A 23,044-nucleotide genomic window follows, 5' to 3' on the forward strand; every position below is an offset into this window, starting at 1 on the left:
GGGCCAACAAGGGCTCGACAAAACGAGCAACCTTGTCGCGAATGAGGGGCTGCGCCTCGGCCTTGGGGTGGATGCCATCATTCAGCATGAGTTCAGGGCGAGTGGCAATATCATCGAGGAAGAAGGGCAGCAGTGGCCGCCCGTTCTCGCTGGCGAGATCCGGGAAGATCTGCTCGAACTGACGCAGGTAGCGTGCTCCGTAGTTGGGGGGGAGCTGGATCTGGGTCAAAATGGTGTGGATCCCCTGCTGTTTTGCCATGGTCAGCATCTTCGCCAGATTCTGGCGAGTGATGGCCGGTGGGAAACCGCGCAGGCCATCGTTCCCCCCCAGCTCGATCAGCAACCAGTCCGGCTTGTGCTGCTTGAGCAAGACAGGCAGTCTGGTCAGGGCTCCTTGCGTGGTTTCGCCGCTGATGCTGGCGTTGACCAATTGGTGCTGGCCACCGGCTTGCTGCCACTGCCGATCGAGCAGGGCAGGCCAGCTCTGCTCGGCCTGCATCTGATAACCGGCACTCAGGCTGTCGCCCAGTACCAACAGTGTCTGTGCCTGCAACTGGCCACAGGCCATCACCCACATTAAGGCGAACAGGATACGCGCCATGACTTCAACTCCCATCATTTCGATTAGCAACCTCGGCAAGTCGGTGCGCCTTGGCAGTGACAATCTGACCATCCTTGAGGGGATCTCGCTGCAAGTCAAGGCGGGGGAGACGCTGGCCCTGGTCGGTGCCTCAGGTTCGGGCAAGTCGACCCTGCTTGGCCTGCTGGCCGGGTTGGATCTGCCGACCAGCGGCGAGATCCGCATTCAAGGTCACTCCCTCGGTGAGCTGGATGAAGAGGGCCGCGCCCGCTTGCGATCCGATCACATCGGCTTCGTATTTCAATCCTTCCTGCTGTTGCCCACCCTGAGCGCGCTGGAAAACGTCATGCTGCCAGCCGAGTTGCGCGGCGAGCGCGACTGCGAACCCAGGGCTCGCGAGCTGCTGGCCGCAGTCGGCCTGAAAGACAGGCTGGATCACTTGCCACCCCGGCTCTCTGGTGGTGAACAGCAGCGGGTCGCCATCGCGCGTGCCTTCATGACCAGGCCAAGTCTGCTGCTGGCTGACGAGCCGACCGGCAACCTCGACAGCAAGACGGGGGATACCGTCATAGAGTTGCTGTTCGAACTCAATCGTACCCATGGCACCACCCTGGTGGTGGTGACTCATGATTTGGCACTGGCTCAGCGTTGCCAGCGTCAACTGACCATGGCCAGCGGCCGCTTGCAAGGCGGTCAGCACGGTGAAGCCAGCGCCGATGGTCGCGATGAGAGTGGCGCCCTGAGCGTCTGACGCAGCCCCGGGACCCGGTTTTATGTCGATAGGGAGCAGGAATGAGCCATTTAATCGGCTGGCATGAGCGCCAGCTTGTGAGGGAGCCGCAATGATGCATGTTCGATTGGCGCTGCGTCTGCTGCGCCGGGAAGGCGCCAGTGGCGAGTTACGCTGGTTCGTGCTGGCACTGGCGCTCTGCGTCGCCTGTGTGCTGAGTGTGGCTCTGGTCGCCGATCGGCTGGATGCAGGCCTCAAGGCGTCGGGTCGTGACTTTATCGCCGCGGACAGAGCCCTGGGGACGAGTCGTGCCCTGGAGCCCGAGCTGCTGGCCAGGGCGCAGCAGGACAAGGTGGCGGTGCAAGCCACCGTCAGCTTCAACAGCATGCTGTTTCATGGTGATGCTTTTCAGCTCACCTCTATTCGCGCCGTGCCAAATGGTTTCCCCTTCTACGGCACTCTGGAGCTGACTCCCCAGCGGGCACCAAAGCCGGGGGAGATCTGGCTGTCGGCGCGGTTGATGCAACTGCTGGACGTCAAGGTGGGTGAGGAGCTTGAGGTGGGCAATACCCATCTCAAGGTAGCTGGCCTGCTGGGCCGCGAACCGGATCAGGGTTTCAGCCCCTTTCTGCTTGCGCCGCGCGCCTTGATCCACAGTGATGACATAGCCGCAACCGGGGCCTTGTTGCCGGGCAGCCGCCAGCAGTGGCGCTACCTGTTTCAAGGAGCGAGGGCCGACATAGCCCGCTTCGAAGGCTGGATAAAACCCAAGCTGGTGTCGGGGCAGAAGTGGGTTACCCCGGATGACAAGGGTTCCCAGGTGGGGCGTTCCCTGGCCAACGCCGAGCGTTTCTTCCGGCTCGCGTCTCTGGCACGGGTGTTGCTCGGTGCCTTGGCCATGGGCATCGCCGTGCGGCATTTTGCAGAGCGCCAGACCAGCATGGTGGCCCTGCTCAAGACGCTAGGAGCGTCGAGGGGAACGCTGTGGCGCCTGATGGGCACCTTGCTGCTCTGCCTCACCTTGGTTGGCGCGCTGCTTGGTCTGGTGGCCGGCAGCGCCATGCAGTGGCTCACCCTGCATCTGCTCGGTGGTCTCTTGCCAGCCGACCTGCCACCGCCCTCCTGGCGTCCGTTCGCCCTTGGGGTGGCCGTGGCGCTCTTCATCACTCTGTTGCTCGCCTTCATCCCCTTCCTGCGTCTGCTCAAGGTGCCCCCGCTGCGGGTCTTGCGCCGGGAGCTGAGCGCCGGTGTGCCGCCCTGGCTGGCGCTGCCGGTGGGCCTGCTCGGTCTGTTCGCCCTGGTGTGGGGATTCACCGCCGAGCTCTGGTTGTCCCTGGGGCTGGTCGCGGGCATGGGCCTGCTGATGGTGCTGCTGGCCGTTATGGCGGCGGGCTTGCTCAAGCTCGGTGGCCGCCTCAAGGGCCCCCATGCCCTGCGTCTGGCCCTGGCTCATCTCTCCCGGGAGCGGGGCGCCGGCCTGTTCCAACTGGCGGGTTTCGCCCTGGCGCTCATGCTGTTTGGTCTGCTGTGGGCGGCCCGGGTCGATCTGCTCGACGAGTTCTCTACCCGCTTGCCCGCAGATGCGCCCAATCGCTTCTTGGTCAACATCAGCAGCGATGAGCGCATTCCCATATTGGCAGCCCTTGGCGAAGCGGGGGCCGTTACCTCGGACTTCTATCCCATGGTGCGTGGCCGCTTGATCAGTATTGCCGGCGATACCATAGGGCCCAATGGCCGGGAGGGGATAGACCGGGAACTCAACTTCACCAGCACGGTACAGTTGCCCGCCGACAACCGCATTACCCAGGGGCGTTGGCTCAGTGGCAAGGGCGAGGTCTCTGTGGATGACGAGGTGGCCGGGCGACTGGGCATCAAGCTGGGTGACAAGCTGGGCTTTAGCATAGAGGGGCGGGAGTTCGAGGCGAGTGTCACCAGTCTGCGTCATATCAAGTGGGACAATATGCGCCCCAACTTCTACATGATCTTCTCGCCGGATCTGCTGGCCGACTTCTCGCCGACCTGGCTTGGTAGCTACCGGCTGCCAACCAGTGGCAAGGGAGCCGAAGTGGCGCTTATTCGTCAGTACCCCACCGTCTCCCTCATCGATGTGGATGATCTCATTGAACGGCTGACTCAGGTCTCCCAGCAGGTGAGCCGGGCCCTGGCCTTGATGTTGGGACTGGTGACGGTGGCGGCCCTGCTGGTGCTGCTGACCCAGACCCAGGCCAGCATGGCGAGTCGACGCCGTGAGCTCTTGCTGATGCGCACCCTGGGCGCGAGCAGCGAGTTGCTGCAACGCATGTTGCGTTGGGAGCTGGTCGCGACTGGCCTGCTGGCGGGACTGTGCGGGGCGGCCGTGGTGGAGATAGCGAGCCTGGGTCTGCAACTGCTCTGGTTCGAAGGGCAGTGGCAGTTCCACTGGTTCATCTGGCTGGGCTTGCCGATGCTGGGGGCCGTGTTGGTCACCCTGGCCGGGCAGGGGATGCAGCGCCAGTTGTTGGCCGGCACCCTGAGCGATCGACTACGAGGTCTGGGTCAGGGGCTGCTGTAAGGCTGAGTCCATGTTGCAGCTTCCGCCTTGGCGATAAAAGCGAAACGCTTCACCCTTTGGGGGTGAAGCGTTTTTTTCTGTTAGGCATATCTGGTTATTGATTGGATGGGGGACGGTCAAGCAGATTGCTGAGCGCCTGGGGCAGAGCCGGGAAGCTGAAATGGAAGCCTGCGTCCTGCAGCCGCTTCGGCACGACTCTTTGCCCGGTGAGCAGCAGATCGGCGGCCTCGCCCATCATGAGCTGCAGAGCCCAGGCGGGAATGCGCATCAGATGGGGACGCTTCAATGACTTGGCCAACTGCTGGCTAAATTCTCTGTTGTTGACCGGGGTCGGTGCCGTGCCGTTGTAGATACCCTGGCAATCGTCATGTTCGAGCAGATAGAGCCAGGCGCGCACCAGATCCTGAATGTGGATCCAGGAGACCACCTGCCGGCCCTCACCCATGGGGCCGCCGAGACCGACCCTGTAGGGTGGCAGCATCTTAGGCAGCGCACCGCCATCGAGCCCCAGCACCAACCCGATGCGCAGTATGCAGACCCGGGTCTGTTCGCTGCTGGCCGCCAGGGCCAGGGACTCCCACCGATTGCAGAGCTGATGAGTGAACTCGAGACTGGGATGATCGCACTCCTCATCCAGGGGTTTGTCATCCTGGCGGCCGTACCAGCCGATGGCAGACGCACTGAGCAATGCCTTGGGGGGCGTGATGGAGAGCTTGATGAGGTCAACCAGCTGCTCGGTCAGCAGCCAGCGGCTATCGCACAGCTGCTGCTTGCGGGCCGGGTTCCAGCGTCCTTGGGCTATGGGTTCACCCGCGAGATTGATCACCACATCGATGTCGTTGAGATGGTCGAGTCTGTCCAGAGAATCAATCACCTGCACATCGTGACCGAGCAGGTGATACGCATGGCTACCCTGGCGGCTCAATACGACCACCTGATGCTGTACTTTAAGGTGGGCGACTAACTTGCGGCCGATAAAACCTGTCCCCCCTGTGATCAGTATCTTCATCTCGTCTTCCCCTCTCTTTCTGGCTCTACTCTAGTGAGTCGGCAGGCGATGAACAAGCCATGAGCGTGAGACAGGGTACTCCCGGTGGCACCATCTGTATCTGTTGTTTTCTTTCAAATGATCCAGAAACTATCCACAAAAGCTGTGGAAAAGTCTGTAGATTAGCGGTGTGTCTAGCGTTAGTTAGCTGATCTTAAAGGAGTATTTCATTATGATCTCGGCTGGGGTGCAATTGCGCAATCCTCTGGGGTGAGTGTGAGTGTTCGCTCAGGCGCTGTGCCAATATCGGCGAAGGTTTCAGGTCGCAGGACGAGATCTGCCAGGATCCGCTTTTGATCTGTGGGATCAACATAATCCCCGCCAGCCACAAAAAAACCCGCCGAGAGGCGGGTTTTTCACAAGGTTGCACGGCGGGGCTATTACTCGGCCTCGGCCTGGGCTGCCTGAATACCGGTCAGGGCGATGGTATAGACGATGTCGTCAACCAGGGCGCCACGGGACAGGTCGTTGACCGGCTTGCGCATGCCTTGCAGCATGGGGCCGATGGAGACCAGTTCAGCGGAGCGCTGTACCGCCTTGTAGGTGGTGTTGCCGGTGTTCAAGTCAGGGAACACGAACACGGTGGCTTTACCTGCTACCGGTGAGTTCGGTGCCTTGGACTTGGCCACGTTCTCCATGATGGCCGCATCATATTGCAGCGGACCGTCGATGATGAGGTCGGGGCGTTTGGCCTTGGCCAGTTGAGTCGCTTCACGCACTTTCTCTACATCGGCGCCGGCGCCGGAGGTACCGGTGGAGTAGGAGATCATGGCGACGCGCGGCTCGATGCCGAAGGCGGCAGCGGAGTCTGCGGACTGGATGGCGATCTCGGCCAGCTGTTCGGCGCTTGGATCCGGGTTGATGGCGCAGTCACCGTATACCAGCACTTGATCAGGCAGCAGCATGAAGAAGATGGAGGAGATGAGCGACGAACCTGGGGCAGTCTTGATGATCTGCATCGGCGGACGAATGGTGTTGGCGGTGGTGTGCACGGCGCCGGAGACCAGACCGTCCACTTCGCCACGCTCCAGCATCATGGTGCCCAGCACCACGTTGTCTTCGAGCTGCTCGCGGGCGACCACTTCGGTCATGCCCTTGTTCTTGCGCAGCTCGACCAGACGCGGCACATAACGCTCGCGCACTTCCAGCGGATCGATGATCTCGACGCGATCGGTCAGCACCACGCCCTGCTGTTCGGCGACACGGCGGATCTCTTCCCGGTTGCCCAGCAGTACCGGGCGGGCGATGCCACGCTCGGCACAGATAGCGGCAGCCTTGATGGTGCGCGGCTCTTCGCCTTCTGGCAGCACGACACGCTTGTTGGCCTGACGGGCCAATTCGGTCAGCTGATAACGGAATGCCGGCGGGCTCAGACGACGGGAGCGGGTGGATTTGGCAGAGAGGGACTCTATCCAGTGCTTGTCGATGTGGCCAGCCACATAGTCCTGCACCAGCTCGATCCGCTCGCGGTCATCTTCCGGAATATCGACGTTGAAGTTCTGCAGGCTGACCGCGGTCTGCCAGGTGTTGGTGCCGGTGATCATGATCGGCAAGCCGGTGGCCATGGCCTGTTGGCACAGGGCCATCACTTGCGGCTCCGGGTGATAGTTGCCGGTCAGCAGCAGGGCACCGAGCTTGACGCCATTCATGGCGGCCAGACAGGCGGAGACGATGACGTCGGAGCGATCGCCGGAGGCGACCAGCAGGCTACCCGGACGGAAGTGCTCAACCATGTTGTGGATGGAGCGGGCACAGAAGGTCACGGTCTGCAGGCGGCGGCTGTCGAGCTCACCCTTGTGCAGGATCTTGGCGGCCAGGTGCTTGGAGAGATCCTTGGCGCGGGGGGCGATCAGCTGGGTGTTCCAGGGGATGCAGCCGAGGATGCGCAGCGGGCTCTTGCCGAACACCTGCAGCACTTCCAGGTTGTGGGCGGTGTCGGAGGTGTGGTGATGCGCCTCGAACATCTCGGTGAGATCGGGGCGGGTCACGCCGTGTTCGTCAACCGGTGCGCCAACTTTGTTGATCACGCAGCCCACGATACGGGGGTTGTTGACACCACCGAAGTTGGAGCAGGCCAGCTCGATACGCTCTTTGAGCTTCTGGCTGGAATCGTGACCCGGGTGGGTGACGAACACCATGTCGGCGTCCAGCGCCTTGGCCACGTCATAGTTCAGCTTGTTGGCGAAGGGTTGCTTGTCGGTGGGCACCATGCCCTCGACCACCACCACTTCGGCGCCACTGGCCTTTACGTGCCCTTCGAAGCGCGCAACAATCTCTTCCAGCAGGATGTCAGTGTTGCTGGTGGTGATCATGTTCTCGGCGTAGGAGAGGTCGAACGGCTCGGGCGGGTTGATGTTGGCAGCTGCGCGGATCACGGCGGTGGAGCGCTCGGCTCCTATCTCGCCCGGACGCGGCTGGGCAACCGGTTTGAAGAAGCTGACATTGACACCGTGACGTTCCATGGCGCGAACGACGCCAAGACTCACGGAGGTTACGCCGACACCAGTGCCGACCGGGATGAGCATAATAGTGCGTGCCACTTATTACCCCTTGTTCATTTTTTGGGATCAGGAAAAGGCCGCCCTGAGGCGGCCTTGCTCTACAGCTAAATTATGCGCCGACCAGTTCCAGCGCGTCGTGGGCGATGACCCACTCTTCGTTGGTCGGGATAACCAGGGCCTTGGTGGAACCAGCCTTGGTGATCTCGCCACCCTTGCCGAAACGAGCAGCCAGGTTGGCTTCGCTGTCGACGTCAAAGCCCAGCAGGCCCAGTTTGTTCAGGGTGATTTCACGGATCGGGGCGGAGTTCTCGCCGATGCCACCGGTGAAGACCACGGCATCCAGACGACCGTCCATGGCGGCGGCATAAGCGCCGATGTACTTGGCCAGGCGGTAGCAGTAAACGTCCATGGCGCGCTTGGCTTCTTCCTTGCTGTCGTAGTTGTCTTCAACGAAACGGCAGTCGGAGGTGACTTCGGTCAGACCCAGCAGGCCGGATTCCTTGGTCAGCATGGTGTTGATATCCGCTACGCTCATGCCCAGTTTGTCGTGCAGGAAGAAGATGATGGCCGGGTCCAGATCACCGGAACGGGTTCCCATCACCAGGCCTTCCAGCGGGGTCAGCCCCATGGAGGTATCGACAGACTGGCCATTCTTGATGGCGCAGACGGAGCCGCCGTTGCCCAGGTGGCAGTTGATGATGTTCAGCTCGGACACCGGCTTGTTCAGCTGCTTGGCGGCTTCCAGGCTGATGTAGTAGTGGCTGGTGCCGTGGGCGCCGTAGCGACGGATGCCGTTCTCTTTGTAGAGTTTGTACGGCAGGGCGTACAGGAAGGCTTCTTCCGGCATGGTCTGGTGGAAGGCGGTATCGAATACGGCCACGTTCTTCTCGGCCAGCTCAGGGAACACCTTCAGCGCGGCACGGATGCCGATCAGGTGAGCCGGGTTGTGCAGCGGCGCGTAAGGAATGGCGGCTTCGATACCGGCGATCACGGCTTTGCAGATGCGCACGGAGGAGGTGAATTGCTCACCGCCATGTACCACACGGTGACCGATGGCGATCAGATTCTGGGACAGTTCCGGATTGAGCGGCAGGATCTTGTTGACGATGTAGTCCAGCGCTTCCTGGTGAGCGGCACCAGCGCCCAGATCGGCACTGCCCTTCTCACCGTTGAGTTTCCACTTGATGCGGGCATCGTCGAGACCGAAGCATTCGGCCAGGCCGGACAGCAGGTCGTCGCCTGTGGTGGCATCGATCACGGCAAACTTCAGGGAAGAGCTACCACAGTTAAGTACAAGAACCAGCTTACTCATGAATAAATCCTATCGCAGATTGGGTTGTGTAGGAGGACTGCACGGACGCAAGGGCGTCCAACATCTTCAACTTATCCTTATGAGGGTTGGCAATCTGTTGCTTGCCCCTTGTATAGTGATACAAGACCCGAAATCCTGACGCCTTCCGATGGGGTCCCGAAGGGGCCACCGGCGGTAAAAATAGGCGGACAAAGGATAACCTCATTGTTGAAAAATAACAAAGTCATCCTAAACCTTTGCTATGTTCCATCAAATTTTTACGCGGTTTTGCCGTTAATACGTTCAAAATTAGCTCGGAGGTAATATGAGCACGAATTCTTTTGGAACTAAGTTACAGCAAGGCCGACATTATATGACGATTTGGCCGCGCCGTCCCGAGCTCAATCCGTTGTTTCCTGAAAACCGGGTGATCCGCGCCACCGAGTTTGCCCTCAAGGTGATCCCGGCCTTGGCGGTGCTCAGCATCATGCTGCAGTTCCAGTTTGGCCAGGATTACTATTGGCCCTCGGTGATCACCAGCGTGCTCTTCCTGCTCAGCCTGCCGCTGCAAGGCTATTACTGGCTCGGCCAGCGTGCCGCCACCCGCCTGCCACCGTCTCTGGCCAGTTGGTACCGGGAGATCAACGGCAAGATGAATGAACAGGGTGGCCGCCGTCAGCTGGTGGCCCAGCCTCGCTATGAAGAGCTGGCCGATACCCTGAACGCGGCCTTCAAGCAGTTGGACAAATCCTTCCTCTATGAATGAGGCCAACTCGATTCATCAAGGCGCCTTGGGGCGCCTTTTTTATTGGCCTGGTTTTGCATCCGCAGCGCCTTTAGGCTGCCAGTATGTTGCGGATCTCCTGAATGGAGAGCTTGTACTGGCGGGGGCACTGACGCCAGAGGGCCAGCATCCGCTGGTATTTCTCGCGCATGGCGATGTCGCTTGAGAGCTCATCGCAGGGGCAGTCCAGTTCGGGGAAGCGCTTGTCCACCTCGAGCAGGAAACAGACATAGTCTGCCAGGGCTGCCTCCTGGCTGCGGCTGTAGCCATTGAAGCGCAGGCGGCTGGCCGCTATCTCCCCCTGATTGGCCGGGTCCAGATTCCCCCAGGAGATGGCCAATGCGTGGTGCAGTTCCAGGGTATCGAGCACTTCCTGGCAGGTGGCAAGGTCTAGGTGTCCAAAATCCTTCTCCAGCGCCAGGATCTGCAGACAGTAGCCCTTTTCGATGATGGTACTGGCCCGCTGATACTGGGCGGCTTGCTCGGGGTTGAGCTTGGCCAGGATCTCATACTGGTTGCTGAGGATCAGGCGTTCGGTGTGGCTCATGTTCATGGGGCTTTCTCGCTGCAAAAATGAAACTGGCACCAAGTTAACCCAGATATCAGATGAATTTTTTGATCTCGAAGGGGAGTTGTCGTCAAAAACCCAGGCAGGGAGGCTGGTGAGTTGAGTTGAGTTGAGTTGAGTTGAGTTGAGTTGAGCCGACGTGGCGTATCAATAAAAAGTGCGACAGTACTGCAAGTCACAAGGCAAACAATAAAGAGGGCCCGGGGGCCCTCTTTATTGTGTTATCCGTCTCACCCCAGCCATGGTGCCCGGGCTGCCCCTGTGCTGGGGGGGTTAGCCCTTGACGTAGTCCAGTACCACCTGGTGGTGGTTGCTGGTCTTGAACTTGTCGAAGCGGTGGACAATCTTGCCCTCTTCGTCGATGAGGAAGCTCAGGCGATGGATGCCGTCATACTCCTTGCCCATGAATTTCTTCGGACCCCAGACCCCGAAGGCATCCGCCACCGCATGGTCTTCGTCGCTGAGCAGGCGGAAGTTGAGGTTGTCGCGCTGTGCGAATTTTTTGAGGCGTGTGCTGGCATCCGGGCTGATAGCGAGCACCACCACATTGAGGGCGGCCAGCTCGGCATTGACGTCGCGCAGGCCGCAGGCCTGAGTGGTACAGCCTGGGGTCATCGCCTTGGGATAGAAGTAGACCAGCACCTTTTTGCCGCGCAGATCGCTCAGGCACAGAGGCTGGCCATCTTGATCCGGCAGGGTGAAATCGGGTGCAATGGCACCGGCTGACAAGGGGTTGATGGGGTCAATGGCGGACATCTTTGCTCCTTGGTGACGCAGGCAGTCGGTGGGGGATCCCACCTCAGGTATGCTTGCGGTGAATGATGAATTCGAACGACTCGGCGCCCAGGTTCTGACAGAAGGCCGAGAAGGCGGCCTCAGAGTCGGTGACTTCACCTGCGCGGGTCAGATTGAGTTGAAAGGCGGCCTTGAAACGGTTGTAAGGCTGCTGCTCCCGGGTCTCGGTCTGCATGGCCTGGATGTCCCAGCCGTGATCAATGAAGAACTGGGTGCACTGACTGACGATGCCCGGCTCGTCCCGGATCAAGATCTCGGCACTGGCATTGATGTCGTATTGCAGGGAGTGGTGGCGCTCGGTGCGCTTCATCATGGTGATGAGATCCCACTCCTGACTGCGCAGAGGCAGGCTGATTTCGAGCTGCATCAGGCTGTTCCAGTCACCGGACAGCAGCATGATGAAGGTAAATTCGTTACCGAAGATGCCAAGACGACTGTCGACAATATTGCAGCCACAGCCACTCACGTGGCGAGTCACTTCGTTTACTATGCCAGGCCTGTCCGTGCCGATGGCCGTTACGACCAGGTAATGCGTCATAAGTCCTCTCTCGTCCATTCATTTCTCTGGCGCAGACCGGCTCGGATGAGCCTGGGTCCACTCTGGGACATTCCACTGTGGGACATAGCGCCGTTTTGTGGCGGATGGTAACACGGCTTGCCACCCGCCTCCCTTGTTTTTCAAAGGGGGCAGCTTTACCATTACGCCCCTGAAAATCGGGAGAAATATCCATGTTACGCGGTAGTCTTGTCGCTCTTGTCACCCCAATGCTGGCTTCAGGTGAAGTTGACTGGGCCAGTCTGGCCCGCCTTGTCGAGTACCATGTGGCCGCCGGGACCTCGGCCATCGTCTCGGTCGGCACCACGGGGGAGTCGGTTACCCTGAGTGAGCAGGAGCATATCGCCGTTGTGGAAAGGACCGTGGCCCTAGCTGGCGGACGCATTCCTGTCATCGCCGGTTGTGGCTCCAACAGCACGGCTCACGCCACCGCACTGTCTCGGCGTCTTGCCCAAACTGGCGTGGTCGCGGGTCTCTCCGTCACCCCTTACTACAATAAACCGACCCAGGAAGGTCTCTATCGTCACTATTGTGCGATCGTCGAGGCTAGTGGTCTGCCTCAAATTCTTTATAATGTGCCGGGACGTACTTGTTGCGATCTCAAACCCGAGACAGTTGCTCGGCTGGCCAAGGTGCCGGGGATCATAGGCTTGAAAGAGGCAACCGGCGATCTGACGCGTACGCCACTGCTGCGCGAGCTGTGTGGATCCGATTTCCTTCTCTACAGTGGCGATGATGCGACTGGATGTGATTTTATGCTGCAAGGGGGCGATGGGGTGATCTCCGTCACCACCAATATTGCAGCGGCCCAGATGGCCGACATGTGTCGTGCTGCCCTGACTGGTAATGCCGGTCTGGCCCACGACATCAACAATCGATTGATGCCGTTGCATCGGACTCTGTTCTGCGAGCCGAGTCCTATCCCCGTCAAGTGGGCCTGTGCCCGATTGGGATTGATAGCGACGGCGACCCTGCGTCTGCCGCTGACCGACCTCACCCCCGAGGGAGAACAGGTGATGACGCAGGCTCTGACGACTGCGGAGTTGATGGCGAGTGTTTAAAACAAACGGAAAGGGAAGTGCAGTGCGTCTGGTGATGAGTGTGGTGACCCTGGCCGTACTGGCCGGTTGCAGCTCACCGGCAGAACGCAAGATGGCCAACCGTGGTTTTGAGTATGAGGAAGCCCGCCTGGAAGGCCGCGCTTTCCTGATACCTGCCGGGTTGCAGACCCCCGCCTTTAACAGCGATTTCAATATTCCCGCCCTGCCCGAGAGCAGCCGCGAGGGCGCCATTGGCGCCAATGTGGACGTACGTCCCCCCGCCCAGTTGTTGACTGTGGTACCGGGTAGCCAGGTGGTGGCCAATGCGACTGACCCCACTGTCTCTTTCTATGCCCTGAGCACCAGCCAGGACATTCAGAATGATGCCTGGACCTTCCTGATGAACTTCCTGGCCAAGCACAAAGTCACGACCGAGAAGCTGGATCGTCAGGCCGGTGTGTTGGAGACCGGCTGGTTCGATAACACCTTGGCGCTCGATGGCTGGGGTGAAGAAGATGACGATTACCAGATCCGCCAGCGCTACCAGTTCGTCCTGAAAAATGATGTCCAGCGCCATGCGGTCAACATGTCGGCGAAGGTCATCGATCATGAAGAGACCCTCGACGGCGAGACCAGTACCAGCCTGACGCCAACCGAGGCCAAGCGCTACGCGACCCGGGCCCTGAACCAGTTCTCCCTCTATTACGATAAAGAGCTCAAGGCGCGCGAGCAGCACAAATCCAGCGATGGCATGACGTTGCAGCTCGGTCTGGACAATAACGATTTGAGTGCCTGGATTGCCGATGGATCCTTCGATCAGGTGTGGCGTCGCCTCAACCAGATCCTGCCTGGCTACGGTTTCATCATTAAGGATACCCAGCAGTCCCTGGGCTGGATCGACGTCGAGTATGAGGATCCGGGCAGCGACTTCTGGAAAGCCAAGGGGAGTGAACCCTTCAAGCTGGAGGAGGATAAATACCGCTTCCAGCTCGGTGAGATGGCGGGGGGCAAGACCTCCATCACGCTGTTCGACAAGGACAAGAAGCCTGTGTCGTCCGGGGCCATTTCCCAGATGTATATCAGCCTGTCCGAGGCATTCGCCAAGGCCCAGGCCGATAAAGCAGCAACAGCAGAATAGAAACAGGGGCCTAGTGCCCCTGTTTTGTTATGCAATACCCCTTGAAAATAAGGGGGATAGCACGCTTGTTTGATTGCAGTAACCCCACAAACAGGGGCTTGGTGCTCTTGTTTTATTAGTCCCACAACAGGAAGTGTTAAAAGCCATGAGTCTTGCAGATCAAGTATTGGCGGTGAATGACGATTTGCCGATCCGTACCGATAAACCTGTCCATTCCGGCAAAGTGCGCAGCGTCTACTGGTTAACCCCGGCAGACAGTGCCCGGCTCATCAGAGAGAAAGGCTATGATGTGCCGGCCGATGCGCCCCTTGCCATCATGGTGATCAGTGACCGTATCTCTGCCTTCGATTGCATCTGGCAGGGGGTGGACGGGCTGAACGGTGTGCCCGGCAAGGGGGCGGCGCTCAACGCCATCTCCAGCCATTGGTTCAAGCTGTTCAAGGAGAAGGGACTGGCCGACAGCCACATCCTGGATATTCCCCATCCGTTCGTATGGATAGTGCAAAAAGCCCGTCCCGTGATGATTGAGGCCATTGCCCGCCAGTACATCACCGGCTCCATGTGGCGTGCCTACAAGAATGGCGAGCGTGAATTCTGCGGTATCACACTGCCAGAAGGTCTGCAAAAGGATCAGAAGCTGCCCGAGACCCTGATCACTCCTTCCACCAAGGGTGTGCTGACCGGTCTGGAAGGGGTGCCCGAGGCCGATGACGTCAATGTCTCCCGTGCCGACATCGAGCGCCACTATCAGGGCTTCAACTTCAGCAGCCTGGATGACATCGATCGCTACGAAGTGCTGCTCAAGGAAGGTTTCAATGTCATCAGCGATGCCCTGGCCGCGCTGGATCAGATCTTCGTCGACACCAAGTTCGAGTTTGGCTACGTCCATGATGCTGCCGGCCGCGAGAAGCTCATCTATATGGATGAAGTGGGTACCCCGGACAGCTCCCGTATCTGGGACGGCCCGGCCCTGCGCGAAGGTGAGATCATCGAGAAATCCAAAGAGGGTTTCCGTCAGTGGCTGCTCAATCATTTCCCGGATCCGGATATACTGCTCAACAAGCACCGCATGCCGGAACGTTTTGCCTTGGCTCGGGACAACAAGTTGCCCACCGAGGTGATGATGGATATCTCCAACACCTATGTAGGCATCGCCGAGAAGATCATCGGCCACAAGCTGGTGCGCTCCGCTCATCCGAAGCAGGAAATCATCGAAGTGCTGCGTGAGCAGTACGGCCTGATCGATTAAGATCCTCCGCTTTTTTATCGCCGCAAAACAAACGTTTGCTGGCGATGAAAGCAGTCAGCTGATAAATGAACGGGCCCCCTTTCGGGGCCCGCTTTTTATGCTGATCTGGCTTGGCAGCGAGGTCGCAGGTATCAACCATTGACCCTGAACACCTGGCCGGTCTGCACCCCAAGCACGGATTTCTGATAGGCCAGAGCCACTCGGGCGGCCGGCACTGGCTCGAAGCCGGGGAAGAAGGCTGAGTATTTATCCATCGACTCGGTCAACACGGTCGGGCTCACCACGTTGATACGCAGCCCCTTGGGCAGTTCGCAGGCAGCGGCCTTGACGAAATGTTCTACGGCGCCGTTGATGGTGGTGGCGCTGACCCCCCAGTAGATGGGCTCTTCGCTCAATATGCCGCTGATAAGGGTGACTGAGCCCCCTTCGTTCAGATAGGGAACGGCGGCGCGAGTCAGTTTGATCTGACCCATGAGCTTGCTCTCCAGGCCGAGTTGCCACTGCTCATCGCTCAGTTCAGTCAAAGGGGCGAAGGCGACATTGCCGCTGGCAACCACCAGGGCGTCAAAGGGGCCTATACCCTCGAACAGGGCATCAATGGAGGCACCATCCGTCATATCGACCAAGGCATCTCCCTGGCTGTGACCGACCCGGACAATTTCGTGCTGATTTGCCAGCAGGTTGCTGACGGCGGAACCTATTGTGCCACTGGCACCGACAATCACAATTTTCATGGCTGCACTCCTGATTGGGATGTGTTGATATTAGCGCGTCAAAAAAGAAGAAAAAGCGCTTAAAATAAACTCACTGTTGCCATTTTGGAGCTAATTACCGTGGATATAGGTCACTTGTCGAGCTTCTATCAGGTGGTGTTGAGAGGCAGTTTCTCGGCCGCCGCCGACACGCTCGGGGTGAGCAAAGGTATGCTGAGTCGCCATGTCAGTGCCCTGGAAGCCGCCCTCAATGCCCAGTTGCTGCAACGCACCACCCGCAGGCTCAGTCTGACCGAGGCAGGCAAGACTCTTTATCAGCAGGCTGGTCAGATCTTTGCCCTGGCCCAACAGGCCCAGCAGGACATACAGGCGTTGACTGAAGAGGACAGTGGTCGGCTGCGCTTCACGTGTCCGGTCAGCACTGGAGACAGGATGGCGGCCGAGTTGCTTGAGCGTTTCAGCGCAATCTGTCCCGGGGTGACGGTCGAGTTTAATTTCACCAATGCTGCTCTCGACATGAGTCAGGGGGAGCATGACATCGCCCTGAGAGCCATGGAGCGGATACCGGACAATCTGGTCGCCCTCTCTCTGGGGCGACTCAGGGATGTGGTGGTGGCGAGCCCGGCCTGGGTGGCGGCCAATGGTCTGCCCGCGACCCCCTATGAGCTCGCAGCTCACTCCTGTTTGCTTCAGGATCACAATCCGGCCTGGGAGCAGTGGCATTTCAACAGGGAAGGAGAGGAGGTCAGCATATTGGTGCAGGGCCGGGTTCGCGCTAATCACTACAGCACCTTGCTGCAACTGGCAGTGGCCGACATGGGGCTTGCCAAATGCCCGTTGATGCTGGTCGAGCCTCTGTTGGTTCGAGGTCAGTTGCAACTTTTGTTGCCAGAATGGCAAAGCGCGTTGCATCCCGTCCATATAGTCCATGCCCAGCAGCGGAGGGTGCCGCGCAAGATCAAGCTGTTCAAGCAACTGCTGCAGGCGTGGTTTTATGAGCGCCCTCACTATCTGGTTTGAGGGCGCGCAAGGTCGGGCGGCAAAAAGGGACATAAGCTCTACGCACTCGGTGCGGGGAGATGAAAGATGAACAGAGAGAAACATGGCATGAAGCAGGTGCTGGCGGTGGCCGTTTTGCTGGCCAGTCCACAGGCAATGGCTGCCCCCTCATTTGATTGCCGCAAAGCCAATGGCAAGGTCGAAGCCCTGATCTGTCAGGATGCGGGGCTCATGGCCCTCGACAACACGCTGGCCAAGGTCTACTCAAAGGCGCTGGCCGACATGGCGGCAGAGGACAAGTAGCGGGAAAATCGATGCAGCGGGGCTGGATCAAGGGGCGCAACGAGTGCTGGAAGGCCGATGATCTTCGTCAATGCGTACTGACCAACTACCAGCAACGCATCACCGAGCTGCAGATAAAAGGGGGTCAGATGATGGTGCCATCCCCCGTCATCTATCAGTGCGGTACTGTCCAGGTGAGTGCCTACTTCTACGCCGACACCTAACTGCCAAGTGCTGTCATCAACCAAGATGCCAATCCCCCTCTGCTGACCTATGGGGTGAGCAGTGGCAGTGGCGCCAGGTATGAGGGGCAGGATCTGAGCTTCTGGAACAAGGGGGATGAGGGAGTCCTGAGTCGCTATGGCGAAGAGGACATCCGCTGCACTGTGCGCAAATAGCCGCGATCCCCGGACATTGCGTCCCGCCTTGGGGCTGTTATCTGCTTGTCACAAAGGCTTGCTAAGGTAGCGGGCCATGAGTGCAACAGATAATGGATGACGAGATGAAAAGAGCATGGGGCCTTGCCCTGTTATTGGGCGCAGGGTCATGGAGTGCGGCCGCGCTGGCCGAGGTCAAGGTATCGGTACCCGCGCCGTTTCAGCTGCTGGCGGTGCAAGAGGGCAAGCTCCTGGATGAGCACAGCGCCACAGTGAAGGAGGGCGTCGCCCAGCTGCTGGTTCGCTATGACGGCGTGGAAGAGAGTCGCACCAGCAGCGACAACGACACCCATCATATTTCGCAGCCGCAGGTGGTGCGGATCGAACTCCACAGCGGTCAGCTGTTGCTTCTCCCCGAGGTCGCAGCCGCTGGGCTGAACAGCGGTGAGCAGATGGCCGCTTTTGCCAAGGAGCCAACGCTCGATCTGCGTGATGGCCAAGGCCAGCCAGTCGCCTTTACTCAGGATGAGCTGGCCAGCAAGGGTCTGCAACTGGGCATCGATTGGTCCGAACGTTTGGCAGATTACAACCGTGATGGCGGCGCTGCGGCGCTGGCACTGGTTATTCCGGCCCTGGCCGCGGGAGGCGAGCAGGCAGGAAAACCTCAGTCCCAGGGTGCCACCGGTCTGGAAGCCCAGTTGCAACAGCTGTTCTTGCAGGCAGATCCGGCGCTGCGCAAGCGCTTCATCGGCTGGGCCGTGCCCCAGCTCTAGCAGTCAAGTGACTGCGCTTGCCATCGCGGGTCTCCCGCTTTCCTTGCCGAAGCGCTTGCAGTAAGGTGGGCACATTCCAGTGCCCCTTCATCGCGTCGAGGTTTTCATGTTCGAACTGCATCCCCGTCTGGCCGCCGATACCCTGGTGCTCGGCGATTTGCCCCTGTGCCGTGTCTTGCTCGCCAAGGAGAGTCAATACCCCTGGCTGATACTGGTGCCCAAGGTGGCGGGATTGCGGGAAATCCATCATCTGACGACCGGGCAGCAACAGCAGCTGATGCTGGAGTCCTGCGCCGTCGCGGCCTTGATGGAGCAGAGCCTCAACCCTGACAAGATCAATGTGGCGGCCCTTGGCAATCTGGTTCCCCAGCTGCATCTGCATCATGTGGCACGTTTCAGCGGCGACAAGGCCTGGCCAGGTCCGATTTGGGGGGCGCACCCCGTCATCGCCTATGAACCACAAGTTTTGGCCCGCGAGGCCGATACATGGCAGATGCAGCTCGCCACCCTCGCCAATTTCATCCCGGCCAATGCTGATGAGTGACACAAGAGGGTGCTGGCTCCCAGCTTGATGGCAAGGAGCAGTTCGTGCAGCCGAGTTGTGCTATAGATAAGCCCATTTTTCGCCGTTCAGGAAGATACCATGATAGTAACGAGAGCCGATGACGATACCGTGTTGACCACGGAAGATGTACTACTGAGCCTGTGCAACTCGGTCACCAAGGTGCTGAGTGCGGCCAGCCAGAGTCAGGTGCGCTTCTCCGGCATGGTGCAGAAAATCAGCAAAACTTGCCTCAAGCCCGACATCGGCTGCTTCGTGCTGTTCGATGGTGGCTTCTCCGGCCTGGTGGTGATCAACTTCTCTGCCGCCGCGGCCATGGAACTGTACGAGAGTTACATGCTGAGCATGGGCCTCTCCAGGGAGGATCTCGCCATCTCCCACACCTCGGATGAGGTGAGCAACGTGATGGGCGAATTGATGAACCAGATTGTCGGCAACTTCACCCACAAGGTGGGCCGCGATTTGGAGACGCACATCACCCAGAACCAACCCAAGATGCTGGCCCTCAACAAGCAGGTCATGCTGAGCGTCGATACCAACCTGGACAACCCGGAATCGCGCCGGGTCACCTTCTTCACGGCCCGCAACAACATCTTCTATCTGGAGCTGGCCATGGACAAGGCGGAGTTCATTCGTCTGCACAACGAGGGACGGGATCAGGAAGAGTTGAGCCCGGACGAGCTGATTGCCCTCACCAAGCAGGGCCAGGTGGCGCCGCCGAGCGCCGTACCCAAGGCCGCAACGGCCAACGATCATGACGATCTGCTCGACTCCCTCGGTCTCTGAGTTCCGGGTCTGCGACGACTCGCCAGCATGAGCGGCAGGTTCATGTCTAATGCAAGAAGGCCACCCTGGGGTGGCCTTCTTGTTATGACGCCAGCGCTCAGAAGTTGTAGAGCAGACCGGCGCTCAGGGAGCTGGCGTTAGCGTCGTAGAAGCTGATGTCCGAGTCGGCCTTGGCGTAGCTGGCGCTCACCACCCCGGACAGGGGGGCGACCCCGAACAGCTGGTGCCAGAAGAAGGAGCCACCGAGGGCGAACTCTTTGGCATCGGCGCGTTTGCCAAAGATGGGCTGGACGGCATCGTAGTCGCGCTGGCCGAGATAGAGGTTGCTGACCAGGGACCATTGGCTGCCCTTGACGCCGTAGCTCAGCTGCACCCCCGTGCTGTCATAGCTCTCGGCGCGGCCATCGAGATCCGCCTGCTTGTAGACCAGGGCAGGCTCAAGCAGCTGACCCGGGGCAAAGCGCCACAGATAACCGAGTTCGAACGCATATTCATGGCCGTTGCGATCCAGCTGGTGGGCGACATCGTGGCCATAACGTTCGCCGCTGTGTTCGTTGTCGATATCAATCTTGCGCACCGTTGCCTTGCCGTTGAAATTCGAGCCCCAGATCTTGTCCCAGCTCAGACGCATGCCACGGGAGCTGCGATCCGTGGTCTCTCTGTCTACCCCGGTGGCGAAGGGATCTTGCCACTGTTCGGTGGGCAGGGCACTGAACACGTAAGAGCCGGCGATGATGCCCTTGTCACCTATCTGCTGGCGTACCCCTAACTGCTGGGTGAAGTCAAAACGCACCGCATCCTGGATAAGGTTGCCCAAGAACAGCTGGGTGCGGGTATCTGCGAAGGTGTAACGCAGATCCGCATTGATCAGGGGCGTCAGGCCATCGGAGCGCTCGGCCGAGCCCAGATTGTCGATGCGGTCATGACTGTCATGTCCCTTGTAGAAGTTGGATTCGTAGCTGCTGGCGTTGATGCCACCGAGCAGGAAGCCTGAGAAACCGGACTGGGCCGGGATCTCGATGATCTCCGCATGAAGGGGACCTGCGGCCAACAAGCCCAGTCCGAGCAACAGACTCTTGTGCATTTCTAACTCCTCAAACGAGAACATTTCAAACCTATAAGCGGCTGGCATTATAGAGCGGTGATGGCCTGCTGTCTGCGCCAATGGCGGCTGTTTTGGCCAAGGCATGGCTTCGCATTTTACTGAGTTGTTTGTCAGGTGACGCTGCGGGAACCGGGCCCGGGGTTGCTAAGCGCGCTGACCAAGAGCAGAACCCTGGCTTGACGCCAGTGGGGCTTGGCTCACAAAGGCGAGGGGCGAGGCGCAATCCTCGCGAGGGAGGGCAAGCGTTCCTGCGTTGAGGCTGGTATTCTGGAAAGCGAATAACGGGGAGAAAACAACGAGATGAAGCAGATTAAATCCTGGGCCCAGTATTATGTGGATCTGATGACCAAGCTGGGGCTGGTGCGATTTAGCATGTTCCTGGCGGCGGCTATCATAGTGCTGGCGGTGTCCATCCAGATGGGGGTTACCCTCTTTCTGCGCGGCACCATCGACGTGGTCGATCTGGTGCGATCCGTCTTCTTCGGTCTGCTGGTCACTCCCTGGGCCGTATACTTCCTTTCCATCGTGGTGGATCAGCTCGAGGACTCCCGGCAAAGGCTGAGCCGCATGGTGCGCAAGCTGCAAGAGATGCGCGAGCGCGACCTCGAACTCAACAGCCAGCTGCAGGAGAACATCAGTCGTCTCAACGTCCAGATAGCCGAGACCAACAGGGCCGAGACCCTGCGTCAGCAGGCCATCGAAGATCTGGAGAATGAGGTGTTTCAGCGGGAGAAGGCCCAGCTGCACCTGGGGGAGCGCACCGCCCTGCTGCGATCCTTCATCGACTGCTCCCCTGATCTCGTCTATTACCGCAACGAAGACGAGCAGTTCTCCGGTTGCAACACCGCCATGGAGCAGCTCACCGGCCGGGTAGAGGCTGAGCTGATCGGCCTGACGCCCTTTGATGTCTACAAGCTGGATATTGCCAATAAAGTGGTGGAGACCGACCGGCAGGTGTTCGCCACCAATGAGCCCATGACCTATGAGCAGTGGCTCGAGTATCCCGATGGTCGCAAGGCTTATTTCGAACTGCGCAAGGTGCCTTTCTTCGACCGCTTCGGCAAGCGGCTCGGCCTGCTCGGTTTTGGCCGCGACATCACGGAGCGCAAGCAGTATCAGGACAAGCTGGAGAAGGCGAGTCGTGACAAGACCACCTTCATCGCCACCATCAGCCACGAATTGCGCACCCCTCTCAATGGCATAGTGGGTCTGAGCCGCATGCTGATGGACACGCCGCTCTCCCCCGCCCAGCACCAGCAGCTCAATACCATTCACCTGAGCGCGGTGACGCTTGGCAACATCTTCAACGACATCATCGATCTCGACAAACTCGATCGACGCCGGCTGGAGATAGTGCCGACGCCCATCGATCTGCCCGCCTTCCTCGATGAGCTGGAGACGCTGTCACGCATCCAGGCAGAGCAGAAGGGGCTCTATCTCCATTTTGACCGGGATGGCGACATGCCGCAGTTCGTCATGGCCGATGGTACCCGCTTGCGTCAGGTGTTGTGGAATCTGGTCGGCAATGCGGTCAAGTTCACCGATGAGGGCGGCGTCACCATTCGCTGTCTCGCCCATGAGGCCGAAGCCCCGGGCAAGCTGGCACTGCACTTCGAGGTGGAAGATACCGGCATCGGCATTCCCCGTCCCCAGCAGGAGAAGATCTTCGCCATGTACTATCAGGTGGAGGGGCAGAAACATGCCACCGGCACGGGGATTGGCCTGGCCGTCTCCCGCCAGCTGGTGCAGTCCATGGGGGGCCAGCTCTATGTGGACAGCGATGTCGGGGAGGGCTCCTGCTTCACCGCCGAGCTGGAGGTCGCCTGCGTCGAGCCGGTGAGCGAACCCGAGTCGCCCGACAGTGGTCTCACCCTCGACATACTGCTGGTGGAGGATGTCGAGCTCAATGTTACTGTTGCCTGCGCCCTGCTCGGTAAACTGGGGCATGAGGTCAAGGTGGCCCGTACCGGCAGTGAGGCCATCGCCATGGCCAACCCGGATGATTTCGATTTGATCCTGCTCGATATCCAGCTGCCGGACATGACGGGGTTCGATGTCGCCAGCATTCTGTTGAGCCAGTATGGCGACAGCCTGCCCCCGATGGTGGCCTTGACCGCCAATGTCACCGGCGATCGTCAGTATTATCTCGAGCGCGGCATGCAGGATGTGATCAACAAGCCCCTGCGTTCCCAGGCGGTGCGAGCCGTCATCGCTCACCTGTTTGCCGATCTTGCCGATGAGGAGGACGAGGCCGCCAGCGAGCAGATGCAGCAGAACGACTTGTTGGATCTGGGCTTTTTGACTGACTACGCCGACACCGTCGGCAAGCCTGTTCTGCTGTCGAGCGTGGACTTGTTCGAGAAGATGATGCCCGATTACATGGCGGTGCTCGATTCCAACATGATTGCCAGGGATCAGGCGGGGGTGGTGGAAGAGGCTCACAAGATCAAGGGGGCTGCTGGCTCAATCGGCCTGCGCCGCCTGCAACAACTGGCCCAGCTCATTCAGACTCCGGATCAGCCCGCCTGGTGGGAGAATGTGGAAGACTGGATTGAATCGCTGCGCCGTGCCTATCCCGGCGACATAGCCCGACTACGCACTTGGTTGCAGGAGTGA

Annotated in this window: 23 protein-coding genes; 14 read left to right on the forward strand and 9 right to left on the reverse strand. The window is 59.5% G+C overall.

Annotation, left to right across the window (positions count from 1 at the left end):
• Nucleotides 1–601, reverse strand: a 601-nt coding sequence (locus G113_RS02220; RefSeq protein ID WP_005892463.1) for an arylesterase, incomplete at its 3' end; no start/stop codon positions are given.
• Between G113_RS02220 and G113_RS02225 the strand changes: the two genes are divergently transcribed.
• Nucleotides 600–1,331, forward strand: coding sequence for an ABC transporter ATP-binding protein (locus G113_RS02225; RefSeq protein ID WP_005892465.1), 732 nt, complete (start codon nt 600–602; stop codon nt 1,329–1,331). The genes G113_RS02220 and G113_RS02225 overlap by 2 nt on opposite strands.
• Before the next feature lie 91 nt (nt 1,332–1,422).
• Complete coding sequence (locus tag G113_RS02230; RefSeq protein WP_040318834.1) at nt 1,423–3,861, forward strand: ABC transporter permease; 2,439 nt, start codon at nt 1,423–1,425, stop codon at nt 3,859–3,861.
• Between the two features lie 94 nt (nt 3,862–3,955).
• Here G113_RS02230 and G113_RS02235 read toward each other — a convergent pair whose 3' ends face one another.
• From G113_RS02235 to G113_RS02245, 3 genes are all read right to left on the reverse strand, one after another.
• Nucleotides 3,956–4,870 (reverse strand): TIGR01777 family oxidoreductase, encoded by a 915-nt coding sequence (locus G113_RS02235; protein ID WP_005892467.1) that lies wholly within the window; start codon nt 4,868–4,870, stop codon nt 3,956–3,958.
• Between the two features lie 419 nt (nt 4,871–5,289).
• Nucleotides 5,290–7,449: a phosphate acetyltransferase gene (pta, locus tag G113_RS02240; RefSeq protein ID WP_005892468.1), complete on the reverse strand. Its 2,160-nt coding sequence runs from the start codon at nt 7,447–7,449 to the stop codon at nt 5,290–5,292.
• A gap of 70 nt (nt 7,450–7,519) precedes the next feature.
• Nucleotides 7,520–8,722 carry an acetate kinase gene (locus G113_RS02245; protein WP_005892470.1) on the reverse strand — a complete coding sequence of 401 codons (1,203 nt, stop codon included), beginning with the start codon at nt 8,720–8,722 and terminating at the stop codon, nt 7,520–7,522.
• A 304-nt stretch (nt 8,723–9,026) separates the two neighbouring features.
• Here G113_RS02245 and yfbV point away from each other — a divergent pair, with 304 nt between their 5' ends.
• Complete coding sequence (yfbV, locus tag G113_RS02250) at nt 9,027–9,467, forward strand: terminus macrodomain insulation protein YfbV (protein WP_040318835.1); 441 nt, start codon at nt 9,027–9,029, stop codon at nt 9,465–9,467.
• 70 nt (nt 9,468–9,537) lie between these two features.
• Here the strand turns inward: yfbV and G113_RS02255 are convergent, their stop codons facing one another.
• The 3 genes from G113_RS02255 to G113_RS02265 form a co-directional block, all read right to left on the reverse strand.
• Complete coding sequence (locus G113_RS02255) at nt 9,538–10,038, reverse strand: YfbU family protein (RefSeq protein ID WP_005892474.1); 501 nt, start codon at nt 10,036–10,038, stop codon at nt 9,538–9,540.
• A gap of 288 nt (nt 10,039–10,326) precedes the next feature.
• Entirely contained in the window at nt 10,327–10,791 is a 465-nt protein-coding gene (bcp, locus tag G113_RS02260; protein WP_040318840.1) for a thioredoxin-dependent thiol peroxidase, read from the reverse strand.
• Between the two features lie 61 nt (nt 10,792–10,852).
• Nucleotides 10,853–11,386 (reverse strand): glycine cleavage system protein R, encoded by a 534-nt coding sequence (locus G113_RS02265; protein WP_005892478.1) that lies wholly within the window; start codon nt 11,384–11,386, stop codon nt 10,853–10,855.
• A gap of 191 nt (nt 11,387–11,577) precedes the next feature.
• On the opposite strand from G113_RS02265, the gene dapA reads away from it, so the two are divergent.
• From dapA to G113_RS02280, 3 genes are all read left to right on the forward strand, one after another.
• Nucleotides 11,578–12,465, forward strand: coding sequence for a 4-hydroxy-tetrahydrodipicolinate synthase (gene dapA / locus G113_RS02270; RefSeq protein WP_005892480.1), 888 nt, complete (start codon nt 11,578–11,580; stop codon nt 12,463–12,465).
• The gene (gene bamC / locus G113_RS02275; protein ID WP_152435924.1) at nt 12,458–13,582 is read left to right on the forward strand and encodes an outer membrane protein assembly factor BamC; all 1,125 of its coding nucleotides are present in this window, start codon (nt 12,458–12,460) and stop codon (nt 13,580–13,582) included. The genes dapA and bamC overlap by 8 nt, the downstream gene beginning before the upstream one ends.
• Nucleotides 13,583–13,727: 145 nt before the next feature.
• Nucleotides 13,728–14,831, forward strand: a complete 1,104-nt coding sequence (locus tag G113_RS02280; RefSeq protein WP_005892483.1) for a phosphoribosylaminoimidazolesuccinocarboxamide synthase — start codon at nt 13,728–13,730, stop codon at nt 14,829–14,831.
• Nucleotides 14,832–14,962: 131 nt separating this feature from the next.
• Here the strand turns inward: G113_RS02280 and G113_RS02285 are convergent, their stop codons facing one another.
• Nucleotides 14,963–15,565, reverse strand: coding sequence for a short chain dehydrogenase (locus tag G113_RS02285; protein ID WP_005892485.1), 603 nt, complete (start codon nt 15,563–15,565; stop codon nt 14,963–14,965).
• Nucleotides 15,566–15,664: 99 nt separating this feature from the next.
• On the opposite strand from G113_RS02285, the gene G113_RS02290 reads away from it, so the two are divergent.
• From G113_RS02290 to G113_RS02310, 7 genes are all read left to right on the forward strand, one after another.
• Nucleotides 15,665–16,564, forward strand: coding sequence for a LysR family transcriptional regulator (locus G113_RS02290; RefSeq protein WP_040318836.1), 900 nt, complete (start codon nt 15,665–15,667; stop codon nt 16,562–16,564).
• Between the two features lie 66 nt (nt 16,565–16,630).
• On the forward strand, nt 16,631–16,846 hold the full coding sequence (locus G113_RS22110; protein WP_236611699.1) for a lysozyme inhibitor LprI family protein: 216 nt from the start codon (nt 16,631–16,633) through the stop codon (nt 16,844–16,846).
• An 11-nt stretch (nt 16,847–16,857) separates the two neighbouring features.
• Nucleotides 16,858–17,049 (forward strand): lysozyme inhibitor LprI family protein, encoded by a 192-nt coding sequence (locus G113_RS22115; protein WP_236611700.1) that lies wholly within the window; start codon nt 16,858–16,860, stop codon nt 17,047–17,049.
• A 54-nt stretch (nt 17,050–17,103) separates the two neighbouring features.
• Nucleotides 17,104–17,223, forward strand: coding sequence for an MliC family protein (locus G113_RS22120; RefSeq protein ID WP_005892489.1), 120 nt, complete (start codon nt 17,104–17,106; stop codon nt 17,221–17,223).
• Nucleotides 17,224–17,327: 104 nt separating this feature from the next.
• A complete protein-coding gene (locus G113_RS02300) occupies nt 17,328–17,975 on the forward strand; it encodes a DUF2057 domain-containing protein (protein ID WP_005892491.1) in 648 nt (215 codons plus the stop codon).
• Nucleotides 17,976–18,081: 106 nt separating this feature from the next.
• Nucleotides 18,082–18,519, forward strand: a complete 438-nt coding sequence (locus tag G113_RS02305; protein WP_040318841.1) for an HIT domain-containing protein — start codon at nt 18,082–18,084, stop codon at nt 18,517–18,519.
• A 99-nt stretch (nt 18,520–18,618) separates the two neighbouring features.
• Nucleotides 18,619–19,323, forward strand: a complete 705-nt coding sequence (locus G113_RS02310; RefSeq protein WP_005892496.1) for a DUF3334 family protein — start codon at nt 18,619–18,621, stop codon at nt 19,321–19,323.
• 97 nt (nt 19,324–19,420) lie between these two features.
• Here the strand turns inward: G113_RS02310 and G113_RS02315 are convergent, their stop codons facing one another.
• Nucleotides 19,421–20,407, reverse strand: a complete 987-nt coding sequence (locus G113_RS02315; RefSeq protein ID WP_005892499.1) for a DUF2860 family protein — start codon at nt 20,405–20,407, stop codon at nt 19,421–19,423.
• A 321-nt stretch (nt 20,408–20,728) separates the two neighbouring features.
• On the opposite strand from G113_RS02315, the gene arcB reads away from it, so the two are divergent.
• Entirely contained in the window at nt 20,729–23,044 is a 2,316-nt protein-coding gene (arcB, locus tag G113_RS02320; RefSeq protein ID WP_005892502.1) for an aerobic respiration two-component sensor histidine kinase ArcB, read from the forward strand.

The organism is Aeromonas molluscorum 848 (assembly GCF_000388115.1).
In the GTDB taxonomy this organism is placed as follows: domain Bacteria; phylum Pseudomonadota; class Gammaproteobacteria; order Enterobacterales; family Aeromonadaceae; genus Aeromonas; species Aeromonas molluscorum.